The organism is Microseira sp. BLCC-F43 (assembly GCF_041929235.1).
GTDB lineage: Bacteria > Cyanobacteriota > Cyanobacteriia > Cyanobacteriales > Aerosakkonemataceae > Microseira.
Genome location: NZ_JBHFNP010000285.1, coordinates 33,251 through 51,720 on the forward strand (window position 1 = coordinate 33,251; position 18,470 = coordinate 51,720).

General features: G+C 43.1%; 17 protein-coding genes, 2 pseudogenes and 1 CRISPR repeat array. Of the genes and pseudogenes, 15 read left to right on the plus strand and 4 right to left on the minus strand.

Annotated features, from left to right (window positions below):
* Positions 1–88 precede the first annotated feature (88 nt).
* Positions 89–310: a type II toxin-antitoxin system HicA family toxin gene (locus ACE1CM_RS38480; RefSeq protein ID WP_374884209.1), complete on the minus strand. Its 222-nt coding sequence runs from the start codon at positions 308–310 to the stop codon at positions 89–91.
* Positions 307–513: a type II toxin-antitoxin system HicB family antitoxin gene (locus tag ACE1CM_RS38485; RefSeq protein ID WP_374884210.1), complete on the minus strand. Its 207-nt coding sequence runs from the start codon at positions 511–513 to the stop codon at positions 307–309. The genes ACE1CM_RS38480 and ACE1CM_RS38485 overlap by 4 nt, the downstream gene beginning before the upstream one ends.
* A gap of 149 nt (positions 514–662) precedes the next feature.
* On the opposite strand from ACE1CM_RS38485, the gene ACE1CM_RS38490 reads away from it, so the two are divergent.
* From ACE1CM_RS38490 to ACE1CM_RS38505, 4 genes and pseudogenes are all read left to right on the plus strand, one after another.
* Positions 663–989 (plus strand): DUF433 domain-containing protein, encoded by a 327-nt coding sequence (locus ACE1CM_RS38490; protein ID WP_374884227.1) that lies wholly within the window; start codon positions 663–665, stop codon positions 987–989.
* 3 nt (positions 990–992) lie between these two features.
* Positions 993–1,324, plus strand: a pseudogene (locus ACE1CM_RS38495) (DUF5615 family PIN-like protein).
* 336 nt (positions 1,325–1,660) lie between these two features.
* Entirely contained in the window at positions 1,661–2,002 is a 342-nt protein-coding gene (locus ACE1CM_RS38500) for a DUF433 domain-containing protein (RefSeq protein WP_374884211.1), read from the plus strand.
* 3 nt (positions 2,003–2,005) lie between these two features.
* Positions 2,006–2,318: pseudogene (locus tag ACE1CM_RS38505) on the plus strand (DUF5615 family PIN-like protein).
* Between the two features lie 44 nt (positions 2,319–2,362).
* On the opposite strand, the gene ACE1CM_RS38510 reads toward ACE1CM_RS38505, so the two are convergent.
* Positions 2,363–2,761 carry a J domain-containing protein gene (locus ACE1CM_RS38510; protein ID WP_374884212.1) on the minus strand — a complete coding sequence of 133 codons (399 nt, stop codon included), beginning with the start codon at positions 2,759–2,761 and terminating at the stop codon, positions 2,363–2,365.
* Positions 2,762–2,989: 228 nt separating this feature from the next.
* Complete coding sequence (locus ACE1CM_RS38515; protein ID WP_374884213.1) at positions 2,990–3,904, minus strand: WYL domain-containing protein; 915 nt, start codon at positions 3,902–3,904, stop codon at positions 2,990–2,992.
* A 37-nt stretch (positions 3,905–3,941) separates the two neighbouring features.
* Between ACE1CM_RS38515 and cas3 the strand changes: the two genes are divergently transcribed.
* From cas3 to cas2, 11 genes are all read left to right on the plus strand, one after another.
* Positions 3,942–6,116 (plus strand): type I-D CRISPR-associated helicase Cas3', encoded by a 2,175-nt coding sequence (gene cas3, locus ACE1CM_RS38520; RefSeq protein ID WP_374884228.1) that lies wholly within the window; start codon positions 3,942–3,944, stop codon positions 6,114–6,116.
* 407 nt (positions 6,117–6,523) lie between these two features.
* On the plus strand, positions 6,524–6,715 hold the full coding sequence (locus ACE1CM_RS38525) for a hypothetical protein (protein WP_374884214.1): 192 nt from the start codon (positions 6,524–6,526) through the stop codon (positions 6,713–6,715).
* A 79-nt stretch (positions 6,716–6,794) separates the two neighbouring features.
* Entirely contained in the window at positions 6,795–7,244 is a 450-nt protein-coding gene (locus ACE1CM_RS38530) for a nucleotidyltransferase domain-containing protein (protein ID WP_374884215.1), read from the plus strand.
* Entirely contained in the window at positions 7,241–7,672 is a 432-nt protein-coding gene (locus ACE1CM_RS38535; protein ID WP_374884216.1) for a DUF86 domain-containing protein, read from the plus strand. The genes ACE1CM_RS38530 and ACE1CM_RS38535 overlap by 4 nt, the downstream gene beginning before the upstream one ends.
* A 3-nt stretch (positions 7,673–7,675) precedes the next feature.
* Positions 7,676–11,044 carry a type I-D CRISPR-associated protein Cas10d/Csc3 gene (gene cas10d / locus ACE1CM_RS38540; RefSeq protein WP_374884217.1) on the plus strand — a complete coding sequence of 1,123 codons (3,369 nt, stop codon included), beginning with the start codon at positions 7,676–7,678 and terminating at the stop codon, positions 11,042–11,044.
* A gap of 163 nt (positions 11,045–11,207) precedes the next feature.
* A complete protein-coding gene (cas7d, locus tag ACE1CM_RS38545) occupies positions 11,208–12,200 on the plus strand; it encodes a type I-D CRISPR-associated protein Cas7/Csc2 (RefSeq protein WP_374884218.1) in 993 nt (330 codons plus the stop codon).
* Between the two features lie 5 nt (positions 12,201–12,205).
* On the plus strand, positions 12,206–12,907 hold the full coding sequence (gene cas5d / locus ACE1CM_RS38550) for a type I-D CRISPR-associated protein Cas5/Csc1 (protein WP_374884219.1): 702 nt from the start codon (positions 12,206–12,208) through the stop codon (positions 12,905–12,907).
* A gap of 74 nt (positions 12,908–12,981) precedes the next feature.
* Positions 12,982–13,806, plus strand: a complete 825-nt coding sequence (cas6, locus tag ACE1CM_RS38555) for a CRISPR-associated endoribonuclease Cas6 (protein WP_374884220.1) — start codon at positions 12,982–12,984, stop codon at positions 13,804–13,806.
* A 36-nt stretch (positions 13,807–13,842) separates the two neighbouring features.
* A complete protein-coding gene (cas4, locus tag ACE1CM_RS38560) occupies positions 13,843–14,433 on the plus strand; it encodes a CRISPR-associated protein Cas4 (protein ID WP_374884221.1) in 591 nt (196 codons plus the stop codon).
* Positions 14,434–14,458: 25 nt separating this feature from the next.
* Positions 14,459–15,460, plus strand: a complete 1,002-nt coding sequence (gene cas1d, locus ACE1CM_RS38565) for a type I-D CRISPR-associated endonuclease Cas1d (protein ID WP_374884222.1) — start codon at positions 14,459–14,461, stop codon at positions 15,458–15,460.
* 2 nt (positions 15,461–15,462) lie between these two features.
* Complete coding sequence (cas2, locus tag ACE1CM_RS38570; protein WP_374884223.1) at positions 15,463–15,738, plus strand: CRISPR-associated endonuclease Cas2; 276 nt, start codon at positions 15,463–15,465, stop codon at positions 15,736–15,738.
* Positions 15,739–15,989: 251 nt separating this feature from the next.
* A CRISPR array of direct repeats spans positions 15,990–18,456; the repeat unit is 37 nt; unit sequence GTTGCAACTAACATTAATCCCTATTAGGGATTGAAAC.
* The last annotated feature ends 14 nt before the right edge of the window (positions 18,457–18,470 follow it).

Below are 18,470 nucleotides of genomic sequence, written 5' to 3' on the forward strand. Positions count from 1 at the left end.
GGCACAGAGAGCGCAGAGAAGAGAGAAAGAAATAAAGAGATGGCTTGCCTGGTTGTTTTGCTGGGCAAGCTATTTTGTTTTGGTTAATTCACAATAATTCGATAAACTCGTCAACACTAAGTCCAGCATCTCGAATAATCGCTCGCAGTGTTCCTTTAGCAAGTTCTTGATGATCTGGTACGACGACTTGGGCAAAGGGTTCATCTCGACACAGAGAAATATGGCTTCCTTTCTGACGCAGGAAATAAAAGCCAACCTTTGCCAAGGCTTTGACGCATTCTCTACCAGAAATACGGGGTAATTTACTCATACAGCTAGCAATATCATGTCAAAGCGGTCTTCTGGTATGGGTTGGCCTTTTTCTTGCAGCACTTCGATGTATAATTCGATTGCTTCTTTGATGTTGGTAATAGCTTCTTGTTTGGTTTTTCCCTGGCTGTTGCAACCTGGTAAGCTGGGGCATTCGGCTATCCAGTAGCCATCTTCATCGGTGTACAGAAGCACTTGCCGCACGATCTCACCTCTAGCGATTGTCTGGTTTTTCTATTGTTTTATTATGGCATTTAGGTGGCGATCGCATATACTCTCGCCTGGTGCATCAAGGCAAGCTTAGCCAGGATAAAATTTTATTTAGAATATGCGATCGCGTAAACAGCCTACCTATGCTAAGTACAGATTTAGAAAAACAACTTCTCGCTTTAAGTCCGGCAGAAAAAGCCCAGGCAATACAGTTATTAGTCCAAAGTTTAAGCAATACTTGGCAAGCGATTGAAAAGACTCCGGGCGTATGTGGTGGTGATGCTTGTATTGCCGGGACTCGCATTCCTGTTTGGTCGCTGGTAATAGATCGTAGCCTGGGTATGAGCGATGCTCGTATTTTAGAGGCATTCCCCCATCTTACTGCTGCTGATTTGGTGAATGCCTGGGCTTATGCTGCCGCACATCCAGATGAAATCGAACAAGCAATTCGAGAAAATGAGGAAGTCTGAAAAGTGGCAAATCTTTATACAGACGAAAATTTTCCTCTGCCAGTTGTAGAACTTCTACGCAGTTTTGGTCATGATGTTTTAACAGCTAGACAAGCAGGTAACGCAAATTTGCGAATTCCCGATGAGGAGGTGTTAGCTTTTGCTGTGAGTAATGAAAGAGCAGTTTTGACCCGCAATCGCCGTGATTTCATGCGGTTGCACATTTTACAACCTGACCATGCTGGCATCATTGTCTGCACGGAAGATCCCGACTTTGAAAGGCTGGCTACCCGCATTAATAAGCTGCTGGTGAAGAAACTTTAGCGGGTAAGTTGATTCGCGTCAACCGTCCGTAGGAATAGCGATGTCTGCGGCAAGCTAATATACGACAAAGCTTCGCCTACGCTAAGGGACTAAAATATCTCAAGTTGCTAGTTACATCCTTTGACAAAGAAACCCGGTTTCTCTAAAAAATCATCGGGTTGACAGCGAGAAATCGACGCATCACCTTTGTTTCTGAATGGGTAATAGGTAATTGTCAAGAGTAGGCTGCCAATGAATCCAATTACCAATTACCCATTACCAATTACCACAGCCGAAGTTTATAACTAGCAACTTGCGTAAATAGCAAGATAAAATGATTTGAATTGAAATGCGATATGCCATCCGGCACGCGCAAGGGACGCACACCTATGCTCACTACAGATTTAGAAAAACAACTCCTCGCTTTAAATCCGGTAGAAAAAGCTGAAGCAATACAAATTCTGACTAAAACTTTAAGCAATGGTTCGCCTGGAATTACAAAAACTCCCGGTGTGATGGGTGGTGATGCTTGTATTGCCGGATCTCGCCTTCCTGTTTGGCTTTTTGTAAGTTTGCGCCGTCAAGGTGCAAGCGATGCCGAACTTTTTGAATCCTATCCGCAACTTAGTGCCGCCGATTTGGTGAATGTCTGGGCTTATGCTGAGGCGCATCCAGAGGAAATTGAAACAGCAATCCGCGAGCAAGATGAAGCAATGGAATCTGAACTATAATCTATGGCTAAGCTTTATGCCGATGAACAATTTCCATTACCAGTTGTGGAATTATTACGGACTTTAGGCCATGATGTTATGACTGTTCAGCAAGCTGGAAATGTTGGAGGTTCCGATCCAGAAGTGCTGGCTTTTGCTGTTAGTAATGAAACAGCAGTTTTGACGCAAAATCGTCGCGATTTTATGCGACTGCACCTGCAACAAGCTGACCATCGATCGCAATCTGCAAAGGCTGGCTACCCGCATTAATGACGCGAGCGCTGCTCTTGAAAGTTTAACTGGTAAATTGATTCGCGTCAACCGTCCGCAGGAATAGCGAGCGATCTCGATTCCCTAAACTAAACTTAACGCAATTTTCCCCTAATCTAACCAGCCACAAGCATCAATTTTGTTGGGATAGCTAACGTGTACGCGCTCATCCATTACTGTTTTATAGTTGCTTTCCCAAACTGGATTTACTTTCTGTTTATAGCAGTGCTGTACGGTTGACCCAGAGTGAGAAGCTGGGGATACCCTAGAGGAGGATTTGGTTGCAGCCTTTGTGGTTGGGGCTTTCTGTACCGCAAATTGCAAGCGATCGCGCGCTTCGTTGATTTCTTGTATTTTGGCGTGGGCTTTTTGGTGCAATCGAGGATGGTTGACAAACCGATCCGGATGCCATACAAAAACCATGTCTCTGTAGCTTTGGTTAACTTCTTCTATGGAAGCGCCCGGTTCAAGCTCAAGAACTCTATAATATTTCTCTAGTTTGGTCATCATAAGCAATAATTCAGCGATAGGAATCCTGCGATCGCCGCACTATTTCCAGTTTTAATCAACTTTGGATAAGCTGGGATAATTCCACATATTGGTTTAACAAATATATGTTTGGGTTTGTTTCTCTTAACTAAAGTTTATGAGGGTGAATTATAAACCTTCATAAAGTTATCGGGGCTTTAAAATATAAAGCCCCTTTTTGGATTGCGGTGAGTATTAATCCCTAATCTCTCAGTCGTAGTGACGGCAGAGAGTCAGGAGTTTTTGTTTGATGCGATCGCGCAAGCTATCGGGGGACACGACCAGGATATCTGGTGCATTCTGCATGACTTCTCGAATAAACCAGAAACTGATAGATACTCGCCTGACTACTTGCCGAATTCGTTGCCGATCTGGTAACCAATTGTTAACAATATCTTCAGGTTTGGCTCGATAAGCAAAAGCTAAGCCGCCAGATAGGTGCATTTCAACTTCTATCTCATCCAAATTTGAGCGCCACTTCGCGGCGACGGGACTGATAGCAGCCTCTTCTGGAATGCGGTCTAGGCGCAAACTCCAGTTGTGCTTGAGTTCTTCGATGTCTTGGTTTCCTTCTGTCTCCTCGCACCAACAATCTAAATATTGTCGTTTTTCGTGTAATTGGACTGTGGCATGACGGACGGTAAAATTCCACAGGCGACCTGCTGCATCTTGATAGGTAAGCTGAAAGGGTTGCTGGCGAAGGATGTAGCGGTCTATTTCTGTGCGCCAATGCGATCGTATCGTTTCCAGACAGCTTTCGATCTCTGTGCGTAACGGCAAGGATAGTTCGCCGCGTTCTAGAAGCAAATTTGCCAAAATTTCGGCTTGTTCGGTTTCTCCCAAGTCAATTAAGCCATCCATCGCCCGTTTTAACGCTCTGATGCGGTCTGGCGACCAATCGTTCTTGGGGGCGATCAGGAGTTGGCGGCGCGCGATCGCTTCTACCAACTTCGAGATGTTCGGGCGATCGCCCCACATCATGCCGAATTCTTGGGCGATCGCTTCTAGTTGCGCTTTGTCTCTTTCCGACACCGACAGGGTAATTGACTGACCTTTGCGACTCATATTTATACGGACAATTTTATCCAGGTATCTCTTGGCAATCTCTATTTTGCGTGTCAACATAGGAAACAACAACAAATTACGGACAGTTTTTGTGGATATGTCCGATTACAGAATTACGCTTAAACCCGTTTACTCCCAAACCGTCCCCACTCCTAGTGGCGTGAAATTACCAGAAAATTGGTTGCTTTACTGGCATCAAGTGGCGACACTGGAAGCCTTGCGCGACCCGACAATTGATGTTGTATTTAATACAGCCATGACAGGTGACGGAAAAAGCTTGGCGGCTTGCCTGGAAGTGTTGCAAGGCGAGGGTTATGCTATTTTTCTTTATCCGACTAACGAACTGGCTCGCGACCAAGAAACGCAGATAAAAGGATACATTGAAAAATTCAAACCTGCGAATAATCCTCGTATTGTGCGAATTTCCGGAGCAGAGTTAGAAATATATGCGGAAAACGAGGGATTGAAGAAACAAGCTGCGATCGCAACTCGTACCAATCAAGCAGAAGCTTTCCTGACAAACCCCGATATTTTTCACTACCTGCATCGGGGTGCGTATCTAACTCGCAGCGATAGTCCAGATAAGTTGTGGGGGAGAATTGATAAAGATTTTGACTTATTTATTTTTGATGAATTTCACGTTTTCGCGGCTCCCCAAATTGCCAGCGTTATTAACACAATGTTGTTAATTAAAAGCACAAATCGCCGCAAGAAATTTCTGTTTCTTTCAGCCACACCCAATCTTGAGTTAATTCAGCGATTGGAAACAGCGGGATTTCGCTGCAAGCAGATCGATCCCCTCGCCGAAAACAAATATAAATTTCCCGATACGCCAGAGGAGGGAAAACAGTTAGAAAACGCAGGATGGCGGCAAGTCTCCCGCACAATTTCCCTGAATTTTATTCCTTTGTCACCCTCATTTAAAGCTTCCGAAACCTGGCTGCGAGACAACAGCAATTTAATTTTAGAACAGTTTCAGAAGTTTCCGGGAAGTAAAGGAGCAATTATCCTCAACTCGATTGCAGCAGTTAAGCGACTCGTGCCGTTTTTTCAGGAACTTTTGCAGCCTTATAATTTAACAGTTGGGGAAAATACAGGGTTATCGGGAAAAACAGCAAAAGAGCTATCCTTGGCGGCTGATTTAGTTTTAGGTACGAGTACGATTGATGTTGGAGTTGACTTTAAAATCAATTTCCTCATGTTTGAATCTTCCGATGCGGGTAACTTTATTCAGCGGTTGGGAAGATTAGGCAGACATGGCAGTTACGAACGAGATGGCGAAGAAATTCGGTTTGAAACCTTTACCGCTTATGCGCTTGTACCTAACTTTTTAGTTGAGCGCTTGTTTCAGGGAGATTCGCCAGCTTTACAAATCAATGGCATATGCGATCGCCCCACTTTTCACAATACAATTACTGAGAATTATCGCCGGATCAACAATTTTGAGGGATATTATCGTCGCTGGGGTGCAGTCCAATCATTTTGGCTGTTTTATCAGTTAGGCGATCGCACGATTCAACAACAGTATGCCGAAAGCAGAGAGAAGTTTCGCCAAGCTTGCGAACAGGTGTTTAATACCAGTTTAAAGTCAGTTGCGGGTCATATTCAAGGATGGGCGAAAGAGTGGCGGCAACTTGCGGGTAAGCCAGGAAATCCTATTGCGGAAGATGCAGCAAGTTTTAGAGGTTCTAGTTCTTTGCAATGTGGTTTATACGATCTAAGCGAAATTCAGGAGACAGAACGGTTCAAAACATACGATTTACCGGGGATTTTGAGCAATTTGGAAATTGAGGTGATGACAGAGGCGGCGTTTATGCGATCGCTCAAAGAAACCGCCTCCCGCATTGGAGAACCTATCCCCAAAGGTCGATTTGAATACTGTCTCGCCTTTATGAAATTGCGTTCCTACCGAGAAGAACGCCTGAATTGGAAGTTTACTTATTCTGGCGACTTGCAACCAATTGCTGATAGTTGGAAAGTGCAAGTGCTGAGTGGAATTGGCATCTGGCAACCGGATAATTCTTGGGTAGGGGAAATTGACAAACGCCTGAAAAAGCAAGGTTTGGTTTGTTACGTATTGCGGCGTCAAGTTGCAGAAGTGCGAATGCGGCTAAGGTTACCGATGCACTTTCAGGTTTATCCAATTTGCGACCAGTACAGCGTTCACGATGCAACTGCACCTTATTCTATAGCCTTCGGTCAGTCTGCATTGTTAATAGACACGCTTGCCTACTGGCTGAGAAGCCAAGGAGATGAACTATGGATTGCTTGATGTTTCAATCCCTAATAGGGATTTGGAAATCTTGCAAGCCTTTTTCAAGGGTATTCTACAGCTTGCAAGCTTGGGCAGGAAGGCGTCAACGCCTGAGAAAAGTGTCGGAAGTTTCAATCCCTAATAGGGATTTGAGCCTGCCCATAGGTTTTAAAGCACGCTTTGTCACTGCGCCTACTCATTATAGATGGCCTAGCGGTAAGTTCTCCAGAGATCAACTATCTTTCCGTCTTCCGATACTTATCTGTATAGACATGTGTTACTATCGACAGCAAGGACGGCTTCAGGGCTTGAGTAAAGAGACGGAGATCCGTTGGACGGCATTTGTGTCCCTTTCTGACGTAACCCATACTCTTGTTAGGCAACAAGCCTCCATTCACACAGAATATCAATGGAGGTTCCAGTACATGGACAACTATGTGCAGTTGGAACTCTTCGATCTGCGCGCTTATACATCTGAGCAGGCTTCTGCCACTGATGGTGAGGAGGAACAGATCGAGGCAGTTTCACCATGCGTCGAGTACAAACAGCTAGAACTCGATTTGTTTCCACAGACCTCATACACAATTCCTATTGAGGTCTTGAAACTAGCTGCATAAAACTTTATGGGGGCTGAAAATCAGTTATTTTAAAAGCCCCCTTCTTGACATAATTCAGATCGTAAAAATATAAAGCGCTATGAAAGTACTATCCTTGGCAGATTTAAAAGCCTTGTCTCCAAAACTACCTGAGAAAATCCCTTATCTCAAAATGCTAGTTCTATTTGGTTCCCGCGCTAGAGGTGACACCCATGCAAAAAGTGACTGGGACTTTGCGGCAATCTACGATGAAGAAAAGCGTAAAGATTGTATTGGTGATAATGGTTGGGCTTGGTTTGAAGTTCCTCAGGGACTGGGGGAAGTTTTTAAAATTAACAGCGACGAAATAGATGTTGTGGAGTTAAATAGATGCTCGTCACTCATTGCTCATTTTGTGGCTCGTGATGGCAAACTTATCTATGAGAGCGAACCAGGAGAATTTGACAAGTTTAAACAAAACGCTTTAATGAGTGAATCAGAACTGAAGCAAATAGAACGGGACCTTCGCAATAAAATTGATGAATTTTTGAAAGAATGGGGTTTAGCATGAGCATTGAGCCTACAGTTGTTTTAAGCAGACTGAAGTTTATTGGAGATTACCTGCGGGAATTAAGGCGTTTTAGATCGATGAGCTTAGAAGATTATTTGAGTAGTTTCGATCAAAAAATAATTTCTGAGCGGATTATGGAATTAATTGCTCAAGCCGCGATTGATATCAATGAGCATATCCTGAATCGCGATAAAAATATTGAGTCAGTCTCTAATAAAGACTCCTTTATCAAGGCTGGACAATACGGTATCGTTACACCTGAACTTGCACGCGATCTAGAAAAGTCGGCAGGTTTACGTAACATTCTAGTTCATAGATATTTAGAGGTAAACTATGTAGAACTGTTTAGTTGCCTTCAAATTGCATTAAACAAATATCCCCTGTATATCCAACAAGTCACTGAATATCTCAATTCTAGAGGAGAGTAAAAAATGGTCAAAAAGAAGAAAGCATCTGAACAAGAATCTAAACAATTATCAGTCTTTGAGGATATAGATAATTTGAACTCTGAAGAACTTGACGATTCAGATGATGACTGGTTATCTGGTGAGGATTTAGGTTTTGGTGTTGAAGCTAGCGATCGCACTATCGAAACCGAAGGCGAATTACTCACACTCAAACTCTTACGCGAAGCAATTCAAGCTCAAAATCCTGACGACCAGGTAATGAGTGATTTTGCCGAATACGTCTTGCCTAATTTACTTTGCGTAGCAATTGGTGTCACGGCGAAAGGGGGGAAGTTTTTTGATGAACTTGACCAAAAGAATGAAGCGGAAGGTAAAGCTAAAGTCCGGCGAGATAACGCAGCGGATCAATCTTTAAATACTCACTTACTTAACGGACTGTTTCCAGCTAATTTAATTGAAAAGCGTCTGGAAAAACTGGATACAACTATTCAGCGAGTTGTGCGAGAAAGAGAAAGACGGTTAGTTATCGCTGCGTTTATTCTCCACGATTTTGAAAAATTTCCCGATGTTGCCGATAATTGTCGTAAATTACCGCTAGAACAACATCGCCAAATAATTGATGAAAAAATTCAACAATTGGGACTCGATCGCTTTATTAATTCCGACGATACAACTAGCTATCGCGAGTATGTGGATGACTTGCTGTGCATGGCTTATAATGCACAACGGCGGTGGGATACTAACTGGAATTTTTCGGAATTTGGGTTAAGTCCAACGTTGCGCGATCGCACGCTCCGCAGTCTCTCCGATTTAACCTGTCTTGCTGACTCCCTCGCCTCGATTGTTAAACATCCCCAGGATGCAGAAAACCCCCGACTCAAAGAGATAATTCATAACCTCAGCGACGGAAAATTAACCTTCACTTATCATCGAATTGCTGAAAACCGAGGAGTATTAACCAATGTTGTTAATAACGCCTTGGTAGATGCTCACACCAGTCTCAATACAGAGGATTGCATTTACTACGAACCGTTGCTCTATCTACCAACTGGCGTAATTTATTTAGCTGACAAAAACGCTCCACCCATCAATTATGAAGAGTTACCAGAGCGAGTGGTTGCTAATATTAAATTTCTCTGCGCCGGACAATTACGCCTCAGACAAACAGGATTTGGCAGAGATGGTAAAGGCATGAAGTATGCCGAATATTATAACTTATTTTTTGATGACTTTGAGCTAATGGAGGTAGCCTTAGATGCTACTTTACGCATTCTCAATGCCAACAAAAACTCTGTCGCCAAAAGCCGCAGCGAGAATCTGATTGAGTTTCAACGAAAGGGTGTTCTACCTGCTGATTTCGATTTAAAATTTGCAGATGATATCCGGATTGACCAACTAGCAGAATTTGGCGACTTAGTTAGCCGCAAAATTTGGGGAGAACGAGTCACCAGTCTAGAAAGCGAGCGGAAAAAGAAGCGAAATAGTGCGGAGTTTCCAGCCATCGAGTTAACCCCGGAAGAATTGGTGTATAAAATCGCCGAATTTTGGGGATTAGCGGATCGCATTCCTCAAATTCGAGCGATTCAGCGCATTAACGAAAGCCTGAAAGAAAATAATTTAAAAGGTAATACAGGGGGAGTACCTTACGAATGGTATTATTTAGCAGCGAAGTACCTAGAACATCATCCAGGAATTGAAGATTGGCGTCCTATTTGTCAAGCATTGATTACTTATCTTAAAAATCTGCTAGAACCGATTATTTCGCCGTATCAATTACCGGATGGTTGGGATGATTTAAGACTTTGGGTGCAACGAGTTGTCATGTTACCCCATAATCGGACGACTCAAAGTGATAACTTTTTGCATGAATTATCCAACTATAATGCTGCTAAAAAACCCGGACGCGGACGGCAATTAATCTGCTCAATTTCCCATTCAGCTTACACCGTTACCGAACAGATGGAGTCAGCGGTATTATTTACTCCCCAGGTTTATACTAACAAACAGATGTTGGGGGGTTCTAATGCCAAACGCAATATTTCTAGTATTGCGGGAATTGAAATGATGTTGCGGCAAATTTTAATGAACCAAACTCAAGCAGTCGGTAAACGATTTGAAGATGGCAAGTATCGCTATCTCTACTTTTATCCCACTTATTACTTTACGCCTGAGACTAACAAGTTTTTGCAGAAAGCTTATAGCGGGATTGCTCAAACTCGCTTCGATACCAGCATCCGAAATCATTTTATTAGCAAGGATTTACAGGCTAATTTTGCACGGGAACGCTACCAAAGTGTCGATGCTTTCTTAATTAATGAAAATATCGAATCTGGCAAAGACCGCACTTTTAAACTTTCCTATCCTGAAGACCAACCCCTGACATTTTACTTTATGGCACTTCCCCCTGGAAGAGATGGAACCGATACAGAATCTTGGGTAATGCCGAGTTGGTTAGCGTTTGCTTTTCCGATGATTCTGGATGTTAAAACAGTTGTTTCTGAGTCGCCTATTCCACCATTTAATGATGGTGCAGAATTTGAAGAGAGTGTTTTTCTTGATAGTGCGCCGCAAGCATTTCGAGGATTGGTGAGACGCGATCGCTTCCGCCTCGACTACATTTTAGAAGGCTGGACAGAAAACGAAAAATCCTACCCTGCACCCCTCAATGTATTAACCGCCGCCTACGCGATTCATTTAGATGTCAACGCCAAACAAGGTAAATCCGGTTATGACGCGAATTGGGGAAAACTTACCGAACTTGCCAAGGATTTTGAAACCAGTCCGCTGTACGTATTTTCTTATCTCAACCGTTGGGTAAGAAACCAAGGAGTTGAAACAGCACGCATCGAGAAAATTAAGCTTTATGCTTATCACTTTTATCCCTGTTTTGACGCTTATGCAAAATACGATCCTAATTTGGAGGAATTAACTGTGGGAGAAGAATCGTGTTTAAATCATCCTCAAAAATTGACTCAATTATATCGGCGATTTTATCGAGCCAATAAACGATATAATCCTAAATCCAACGCCGTCTTAAAACCGATTGATATTGCGGCTGATACTATCCTCAAAGCTGAGTCGAGCGTATTTCAAGGAGAAACTTTAGTAGCAGCGGTAGCAGCTGAAGTTTTTAAACTGATGGATCGGGTACGCGCTTCTACCGCTGAAGGACGCTGGGCGATCGGCAAGCGGGAAGAAGAAAGACAAGCGGTTTTAGATTTTGCCAAGTATTTTGTTGTGGAGGTATTCGAGAAATCTTTTGCCAGCGATCGCGCTCGTCTTGCTGGTCGTCAATTAAACTTACTCCGAGACACTTGTGAGTTTTTGTATCGCCTGGAAGATGACAAAGAAAATCAGGCAAAAGATGACAAAAATGACGAGGATGATGATTAAATGACTCGTCCCCAGGCTCCGCCTGGGGGCGCAAACAGGAGGCAGATCCTCCTAAAACAGAGAGGCAGAGCCTCAAACATAGCATTCCCTGGCAGAGCCTGGGAACGAGACCGAGACAAACGAACCTGGGAACGAGACAAGCAAACAATAATGGAGACTTACCATGGCCTTTCTCAAAACAGTTGGTGCTAATTTTTTTCACGCTGATATTCCCTACAAACCGATGGGAAAATACGTTCATTTTTTGACGATTCGCGTCACGGAATCTTACCCCCTCTTTCAAACCGATGGCGAATTAAATAAAGCGCGAGTCAGAGCGGGAATTACAGATAAAACGACGATTAGTCGCCTTTCTATGTTTAAGCGCAAACAATCTACGCCAGAACGTTTAGTTGGTCGAGAACTTTTGCGTAACTATGGCTTAATGACGGCGGAAGAATGCGAATACAACGTAGATTTTGCGATGAATAATCCCGATTGTATTATCTACGGATTTGCTATTGGTGACTCTGGATCTGAAAAATCTAAAGTTGTCGTGGACACGGCATTTTCTATCACCGCTTTTGATGGATCTCACGAAACATTTACCTTGAATGCACCCTATGAAAATGGCACCATGAGCCGTCAGGGAGAAGTTACAAGCCGCATTAACCAGCAAGACCACATCCGACCCCAAGTGTTTTTTCCTAGCATTGTGACGCTTAAAGACCCCACTGAAGCAAGTTTTCTTTATGTTTTCAATAACATTCTGAGAACCCGTCACTATGGAGCGCAAACTACTCGCACTGGTCGTCTGAGAAATGAGCTAATTGGGGTTATCTTCGCCGATGGCGAGATTACCAGTAATCTGCGCTGGACTCAAGCAATTTATGATGTCATGAAGGCTAATAATACTCTCCGTTCTCCCGATCCGCTTGATGAAGAGGATGTAATTGCTGCGGCTAAAACTGCCATTGAGGGATTAATGTCTGAAGAATTTATCGTCCATACTGACTTGATTGGCGATGCTTTTTATCCCTTGCTAAATGAAGTGAAGAACCTGACCGCGAACGAAGCTGGAATTAAGGCAATGTTGCAGCAAGCGGATACAGAAGCTAAAACTTATTTCACTAAGTATGTAGAGAAAGCCAAGAAAACAACCGCTAAATCGAGGTAATAGCAATGGCGATAATTTACCGCTGTCAATTGGAATTACAAGACAGCCTTTATTACGCAACTCGCGAGATAGGAAGATTGTACGAAACTGAGCCAGTGATTCACAATTACGCGCTTTGTTATGCACTCGGTTTAGTTGATAGCGAAACCTACTCGACTACCGTTTCTGAAGAACATTCCTATCGCTATTTTTGTCCGGAACAAGTGCCAAAATATGAGGAGCATTTGACGCCACTTAACGAGCAAAAGATTTACGTAACTCCGGCGCGATCGATCTCTCATTCTTCCACCCTCAACACCTGGAAATACGCCAACAACAACTATCACGTTGAGATGGAGAAAACCCAGAAAAATATCCCGAGTTTTGGCAGAGCAAAAGAAATTGCACCCGAAAGTAAATTTGAGTTTTTTCTCATCTCTGAAAAAGCTCTAAATCTGCCAAAATGGATTCGTTTGGGCAAGTGGATGAGTAAGGCAGAAGTGACAATTGTGGAAACTCATGAAAGTAAGCGATCGCTTACCGAACAAGAATTCACTTTTCCCTATCCCCTCAATCCTTTGGATGTCATGTTTACCCATCAAGTCATTAGCTACGATGTGGTGAATATGCCGCCAGTGAGTTTGATTCAAAATGTCAGAATTCGCGGACATTTTTATGAATTAAAATCCCTCAAAATTCCGGCAATGCAGTATCGCTTTAGGGGATAATATTCCACCAACAACTTTGGTGCGTGACCAATTGAGCAAGATCGCGCACCCTATCTTCTATCAAATTTTTAACCATGCCTCATAGTCTCGTCCTCAACTTACTTCCCCTTTCCCCCATTCCACACCAATATTTGACAGGAAGACATTTACATGGTTTATTTCTAAATCTTGTCAGTTCTGTTGATTACGAACTGGGTACTTATCTCCACGATTCCCAAGCAGATAAAGCGTTTACTCTCAGTTTTTTGCAAACAAACAAACGACCCAAGGAACAGCGAGAATATACCCTGCAATGGGAACATAAAATACCAATTCCGGCGGGGACTGCTTGTTGGTGGCGCATTACTTTACTCGATGATACTTTATTCGGGAAATTAACCCATCTTTGGTTGAATTTAAATCCCGAACATCCTTGGCATTTGGGACCTGCGGATTTACATATTACCAGTATTTTGGGTACGCCTCAATCAACTCAGCTTTGGGCAAATGCTACTACCTATGCTCAATTATACGAGCAGGCTTCGGAAAGCGATCGCATCATCTCTCTTTCTTTTGCCACGCCGACTGCGTTTCGACAGGGACAATTTGATACGGCACTCCCGACGCGGGATAGTGTATTTAATAGTCTGCTGCATCGGTGGAATAAGTATAGCGGGATTGAGATTTCCAATCTGGCGATTGAGTCTATTTTTCTCAGCTATTTCAATATTAATACGGAAATTGTTCCCGATTCGCGCAGTAAGTTTATTGGTTGTGTGGGAGAAGTTAGCTATCGTTTGATGGGGGATTTAGATCCAATGGCAATTAAACAGATCAATGCGTTAGCTGATTTTGCCCTTTATAGCGGGGTAGGACGGAAAACCCCAATGGGTATGGGTATGGTGCGCCGGTTGCAGTAACCAATTAGCAATTAGCAATTAGCAATTAGCAATTTTATGAACGAAGACTACATTCCTATCGCTTCTCTCAATCATTATTCCTATTGTCCCCATCGCTGTTGGCGGATGTTTTGTGCGGGAGAATTTGTCGATAATCAGTACACGATTGAGGGGACAAGTTTGCACGATCGCGTCCACAATTTAAGTGAAGGGATGCGGGAAGATACCTGGCAGGTGCGGGCAATTTGGCTCAAGTCGGAACGGTATAAATTGATTGGCAAGTCGGATTTAATTGAGTCGGATTCGGGTCAGTTATATCCGGTGGAATATAAGCGGGGACGTAAGGGCGAATGGGATAACGATGAAATGCAGGTTGTGGCGCAGGCGCTTTGTTTGGAAGAGATGACGGGGCGAAGAATTACTCAGGGTTATGTTTATTATGCTTCTTCCCATCAGCGACAATTGGTGGAGATTAATGAGGAGTTGCGGGAAGAAGCGATCGCAACGATTCAAGCTATCCAAATTTTGCTCGAAACTGGCACTATGCCCCCAGCTAATTACACCAAACGCTGTCAGGGATGCAGCCTCAAAAGCCAATGCTTACCAGAAGTTTCTCAGAAGATGAATCGCTATCTTGAAGCCAATTAAAATTGAATCACTTTAGGAGGAGATCGTGGGAAGTCTTTACATTAATCAAGACGATGTGTTTATCGGTAAAACTGACGAACGCCTGCACGTCAAAGCTAAAGATAAAAAGTTGCAAGATGTGCCTTTGATTCATTTAGATGGGGTTGTGGTTTTGGGGAGGGCGACTATTTCTCCAGCTGCGCTTGCCGAACTTTTACAACGCAAAATTCCCTTGACTTTTCTTACCGAGCAAGGTAAGTATTTAGGCAAGCTGGAACCGGCACTGAGTAAAAATATCTTCGTTCGCAATGCCCAATGGAAAGCAGCAGGAGAAACACCCCAAGCAATTCACGTTGTCCAAGGTTTTATCCGGGGAAAATTGAAGAACTATCGCAGCAGTTTATCCCAAACTCAGCGCGAACATCCAGAAGTAAATTTGACGGGGGCGATCGCTCAAATTAATCGCGCGATCGCTAAACTAGATCAAACTCAAAGTATCGACTCGCTGCGCGGGTTAGAAGGTGCTGGTAGTGGAGCGTATTTTGGCGTATTTAACCAACTGATTCGCGCTGAAGGTTTTATTTTTAAACCCAGACACCGCCCCGCAACCGATCCAGTCAATTCTTTGATGAATTTTGGTTACACGCTGCTGCGGGATAATGTGGAAAGTGCGATTAATATCGTCGGGTTTGACCCTTATTTAGGATACCTCCACGTTCAGCGTTACGGACGGATTGGATTGGCGTTTGATTTGATGGAAGAATTCCGCCCATTGGTTGTAGATAACATAATTTTGAATGCGATTAATCGGCGGATACTGACTCCGAATGATTTTACTGTAGAACCCCTGAGCAATGTGGTGCGACTCTCAGAAACGGGAAGGAAACAGTTTCTGACTTTGTTTGAAAAGAAAAAACAGTCTGAGTTTAAGCACCCGGTTTTGGGGCGCAAGTGTACCTATCAAGAAGCTTTTGAAATTCAAGCGCGACTGTTGGCGAAATACTTGATGGGCGAAATTGACAAGTATCCACCTTTGGTTTTGAGGTAGTCATGCACGTTCTGATTTCTTATGATGTTCCTGAAGATCGGCGGCGGACAAAGATTCATAAAATTCTCAAGTCCTATGGGCAGTGGATACAGTACAGTGTGTTTGAGTGCGCCGATCTAACTCCGACTCAGTATGCTAAATTGCGATCGCGCTTGAACAAGGCGATTAAACCGGAGGAAGACAGCATCCTGTTTTTTCCCCTCTGCGCTTGCTGTCAAGGTAAGATCGAGCGCATCGGCGGCGTCGCACCGGCAGATCGGACTGTGTTTTTTGCCTAGTACCGCGTGAATCGGTAGGTGTAAAAATCCCTCTGTCAAATTTGGTGGCTCAAATCCTACTGCGGCAAGGGTTTGACGCCACTTCTCTAAAAAATCGATTCACGCAAGGCTGAAAGTATTACTGGATATGGGTTTGGCGGTATGGTGAAAAAAAGGCGATTGACGACCCGATGCCTGGAATGGTACTATAATTCTAGATTCACGCAATTGAACCTTGAAAACCAAATACAGCAAGGCTTTCAGATCAGGGCGTTGCAACTAACATTAATCCCTATTAGGGATTGAAACCATTGCTTCGTACCGCGCTTAGCGATCGCGCGCCGAGTTGCAACTAACATTAATCCCTATTAGGGATTGAAACTCCTTTACTATGGAAGAAATTCCCTGAGGTATAAATTGTTGCAACTAACATTAATCCCTATTAGGGATTGAAACGAGACTCCCTCAGGCGTCCAGCCGTTAATTTCTAGGGTTGCAACTAACATTAATCCCTATTAGGGATTGAAACCATTAATATGTGAGAGGCCGACCCCTTGGACGATTGAAGTTGCAACTAACATTAATCCCTATTAGGGATTGAAACTAGTAAAATATCTATCCAATTAGCCGCGAGCGCTCGATCTGTTGCAACTAACATTAATCCCTATTAGGGATTGAAACAATCCTGTTACGGCTAGCGGTAGATTCTATACTGTTACCGCGTTGCAACTAACATTAATCCCTATTAGGGATTGAAACAACTACTTATCATGTGGCATTGATTGATGATGTCAGAGTTGCAACTAACATTAATCCCTATTAGGGATTGAAACACGCCAAGCGAAGAAGATGCAATCATTGGATTAGCTGGTTGCAACTAACATTAATCCCTATTAGGGATTGAAACGATGCTTACAGATCCGTTAACGGCGGATACTTTATCGTTGCAACTAACATTAATCCCTATTAGGGATTGAAACCAATTAATCGCGGGATCAAGGCGTACCACCTCAGTTGTTGCAACTAACATTAATCCCTATTAGGGATTGAAACGACAGCGCCCGATCTATTAGAACCACTAGGCATTTGCGTTGCAACTAACATTAATCCCTATTAGGGATTGAAACCAACTGCAATGACACGCCCAAGCTGATGGGGTCAGTTGCAACTAACATTAATCCCTATTAGGGATTGAAACAACGATGAGGAAAGCCGAAGCCACGACTCTTCTTCGGTTGCAACTAACATTAATCCCTATTAGGGATTGAAACCCACGGTTTATGGGACGTGAGTTACGAAAAAGAAAGTTGCAACTAACATTAATCCCTATTAGGGATTGAAACGAAGAGTGATAAGAATAAAAAAGTGCCTACTTGCTTGGTTGCAACTAACATTAATCCCTATTAGGGATTGAAACTTGGGTCATAACAAGTTGATCGACAATGGTGGTTGGTTGCAACTAACATTAATCCCTATTAGGGATTGAAACAAGCGTTCCTTAGGATATTCGGAATCTTGATTCCGGTTGCAACTAACATTAATCCCTATTAGGGATTGAAACGCACCAAGTGCCGCTCTTGAGTACCAGGTTGCCGCGTTGCAACTAACATTAATCCCTATTAGGGATTGAAACTATCAAATTTATCTCCTATCCGAGACTAGGAAGTCCGTTGCAACTAACATTAATCCCTATTAGGGATTGAAACAGCGTGTGATCGCTGATATTAAGCCTGCCAAGTTGCGTTGCAACTAACATTAATCCCTATTAGGGATTGAAACTCCTACTGTCCAACATGTTTCTATATCCTTACTCGCCGTTGCAACTAACATTAATCCCTATTAGGGATTGAAACTTTTGTTGTTGGGCAACTTCTTCAAATCGCTCTTTTCGTTGCAACTAACATTAATCCCTATTAGGGATTGAAACAACGTCGGCAGTATTCGAAGAGCCAACGACGGAACAGGTCGTTGCAACTAACATTAATCCCTATTAGGGATTGAAACGGAAGCCCAAAGAACAAAAATCTTATGCCCGTACTGTTGCAACTAACATTAATCCCTATTAGGGATTGAAACAAGAGTTATTGTTGGATCCTGCTCGTATTTGTCGGGAGTTGCAACTAACATTAATCCCTATTAGGGATTGAAACTAGCAGCATACTCGGACAAAACAGCAACTGGGAGAATTTCGTTGCAACTAACATTAATCCCTATTAGGGATTGAAACTCTCGTGCCGACGAACTCGAGACAAAGAGACAGGCGAGTTGCAACTAACATTAATCCCTATTAGGGATTGAAACAACTCGACTTCTGCGATCGCTGCATCGGGATCGTGTTGCAACTAACATTAATCCCTATTAGGGATTGAAACCCATCACTCCCAGGGATAACCGCATCAACTCGTGCGTTGCAACTAACATTAATCCCTATTAGGGATTGAAACGGTAGTTTACCGTTACCTAAAAACTTTTTCTAATGTTGGGTTGCAACTAACATTAATCCCTATTAGGGATTGAAACTCTCCTTGCAGATCTGCAATCCAGGTATGCTGAGTTGCAACTAACATTAATCCCTATTAGGGATTGAAACCGACCTCGATAATTTCAGGAGGCCGCAAAGATTTAATGGTTGCAACTAACATTAATCCCTATTAGGGATTGAAACGAGTCCTCTTCATGTTGCTATTTTGTTCCTTTATTTGGTTGCAACTAACATTAATCCCTATTAGGGATTGAAACAAACATTCACCAAG

Excerpts from the sequence above, each read along its gene's own strand:
- ACE1CM_RS38480 (WP_374884209.1), bottom strand. The coding sequence starts at position 310 with ATGAGTAAATTACCCCGTATTTCTGGTAGAGAATGCGTCAAAGCCTTG.
- ACE1CM_RS38490 (WP_374884227.1), top strand. The coding sequence starts at position 663 with ATGCTAAGTACAGATTTAGAAAAACAACTTCTCGCTTTAAGTCCGGCA.
- ACE1CM_RS38500 (WP_374884211.1), top strand. The coding sequence starts at position 1,661 with ATGCTCACTACAGATTTAGAAAAACAACTCCTCGCTTTAAATCCGGTA.
- ACE1CM_RS38510 (WP_374884212.1), bottom strand. The coding sequence starts at position 2,761 with ATGATGACCAAACTAGAGAAATATTATAGAGTTCTTGAGCTTGAACCG.
- ACE1CM_RS38515 (WP_374884213.1), bottom strand. The coding sequence starts at position 3,904 with ATGTTGACACGCAAAATAGAGATTGCCAAGAGATACCTGGATAAAATT.
- cas3 (WP_374884228.1), top strand. The coding sequence starts at position 3,942 with ATGTCCGATTACAGAATTACGCTTAAACCCGTTTACTCCCAAACCGTC.
- ACE1CM_RS38525 (WP_374884214.1), top strand. The coding sequence starts at position 6,524 with ATGGACAACTATGTGCAGTTGGAACTCTTCGATCTGCGCGCTTATACA.
- ACE1CM_RS38530 (WP_374884215.1), top strand. The coding sequence starts at position 6,795 with ATGAAAGTACTATCCTTGGCAGATTTAAAAGCCTTGTCTCCAAAACTA.
- ACE1CM_RS38535 (WP_374884216.1), top strand. The coding sequence starts at position 7,241 with ATGAGCATTGAGCCTACAGTTGTTTTAAGCAGACTGAAGTTTATTGGA.
- cas10d (WP_374884217.1), top strand. The coding sequence starts at position 7,676 with ATGGTCAAAAAGAAGAAAGCATCTGAACAAGAATCTAAACAATTATCA.
- cas7d (WP_374884218.1), top strand. The coding sequence starts at position 11,208 with ATGGCCTTTCTCAAAACAGTTGGTGCTAATTTTTTTCACGCTGATATT.
- cas5d (WP_374884219.1), top strand. The coding sequence starts at position 12,206 with ATGGCGATAATTTACCGCTGTCAATTGGAATTACAAGACAGCCTTTAT.
- cas6 (WP_374884220.1), top strand. The coding sequence starts at position 12,982 with ATGCCTCATAGTCTCGTCCTCAACTTACTTCCCCTTTCCCCCATTCCA.
- cas4 (WP_374884221.1), top strand. The coding sequence starts at position 13,843 with ATGAACGAAGACTACATTCCTATCGCTTCTCTCAATCATTATTCCTAT.
- cas2 (WP_374884223.1), top strand. The coding sequence starts at position 15,463 with ATGCACGTTCTGATTTCTTATGATGTTCCTGAAGATCGGCGGCGGACA.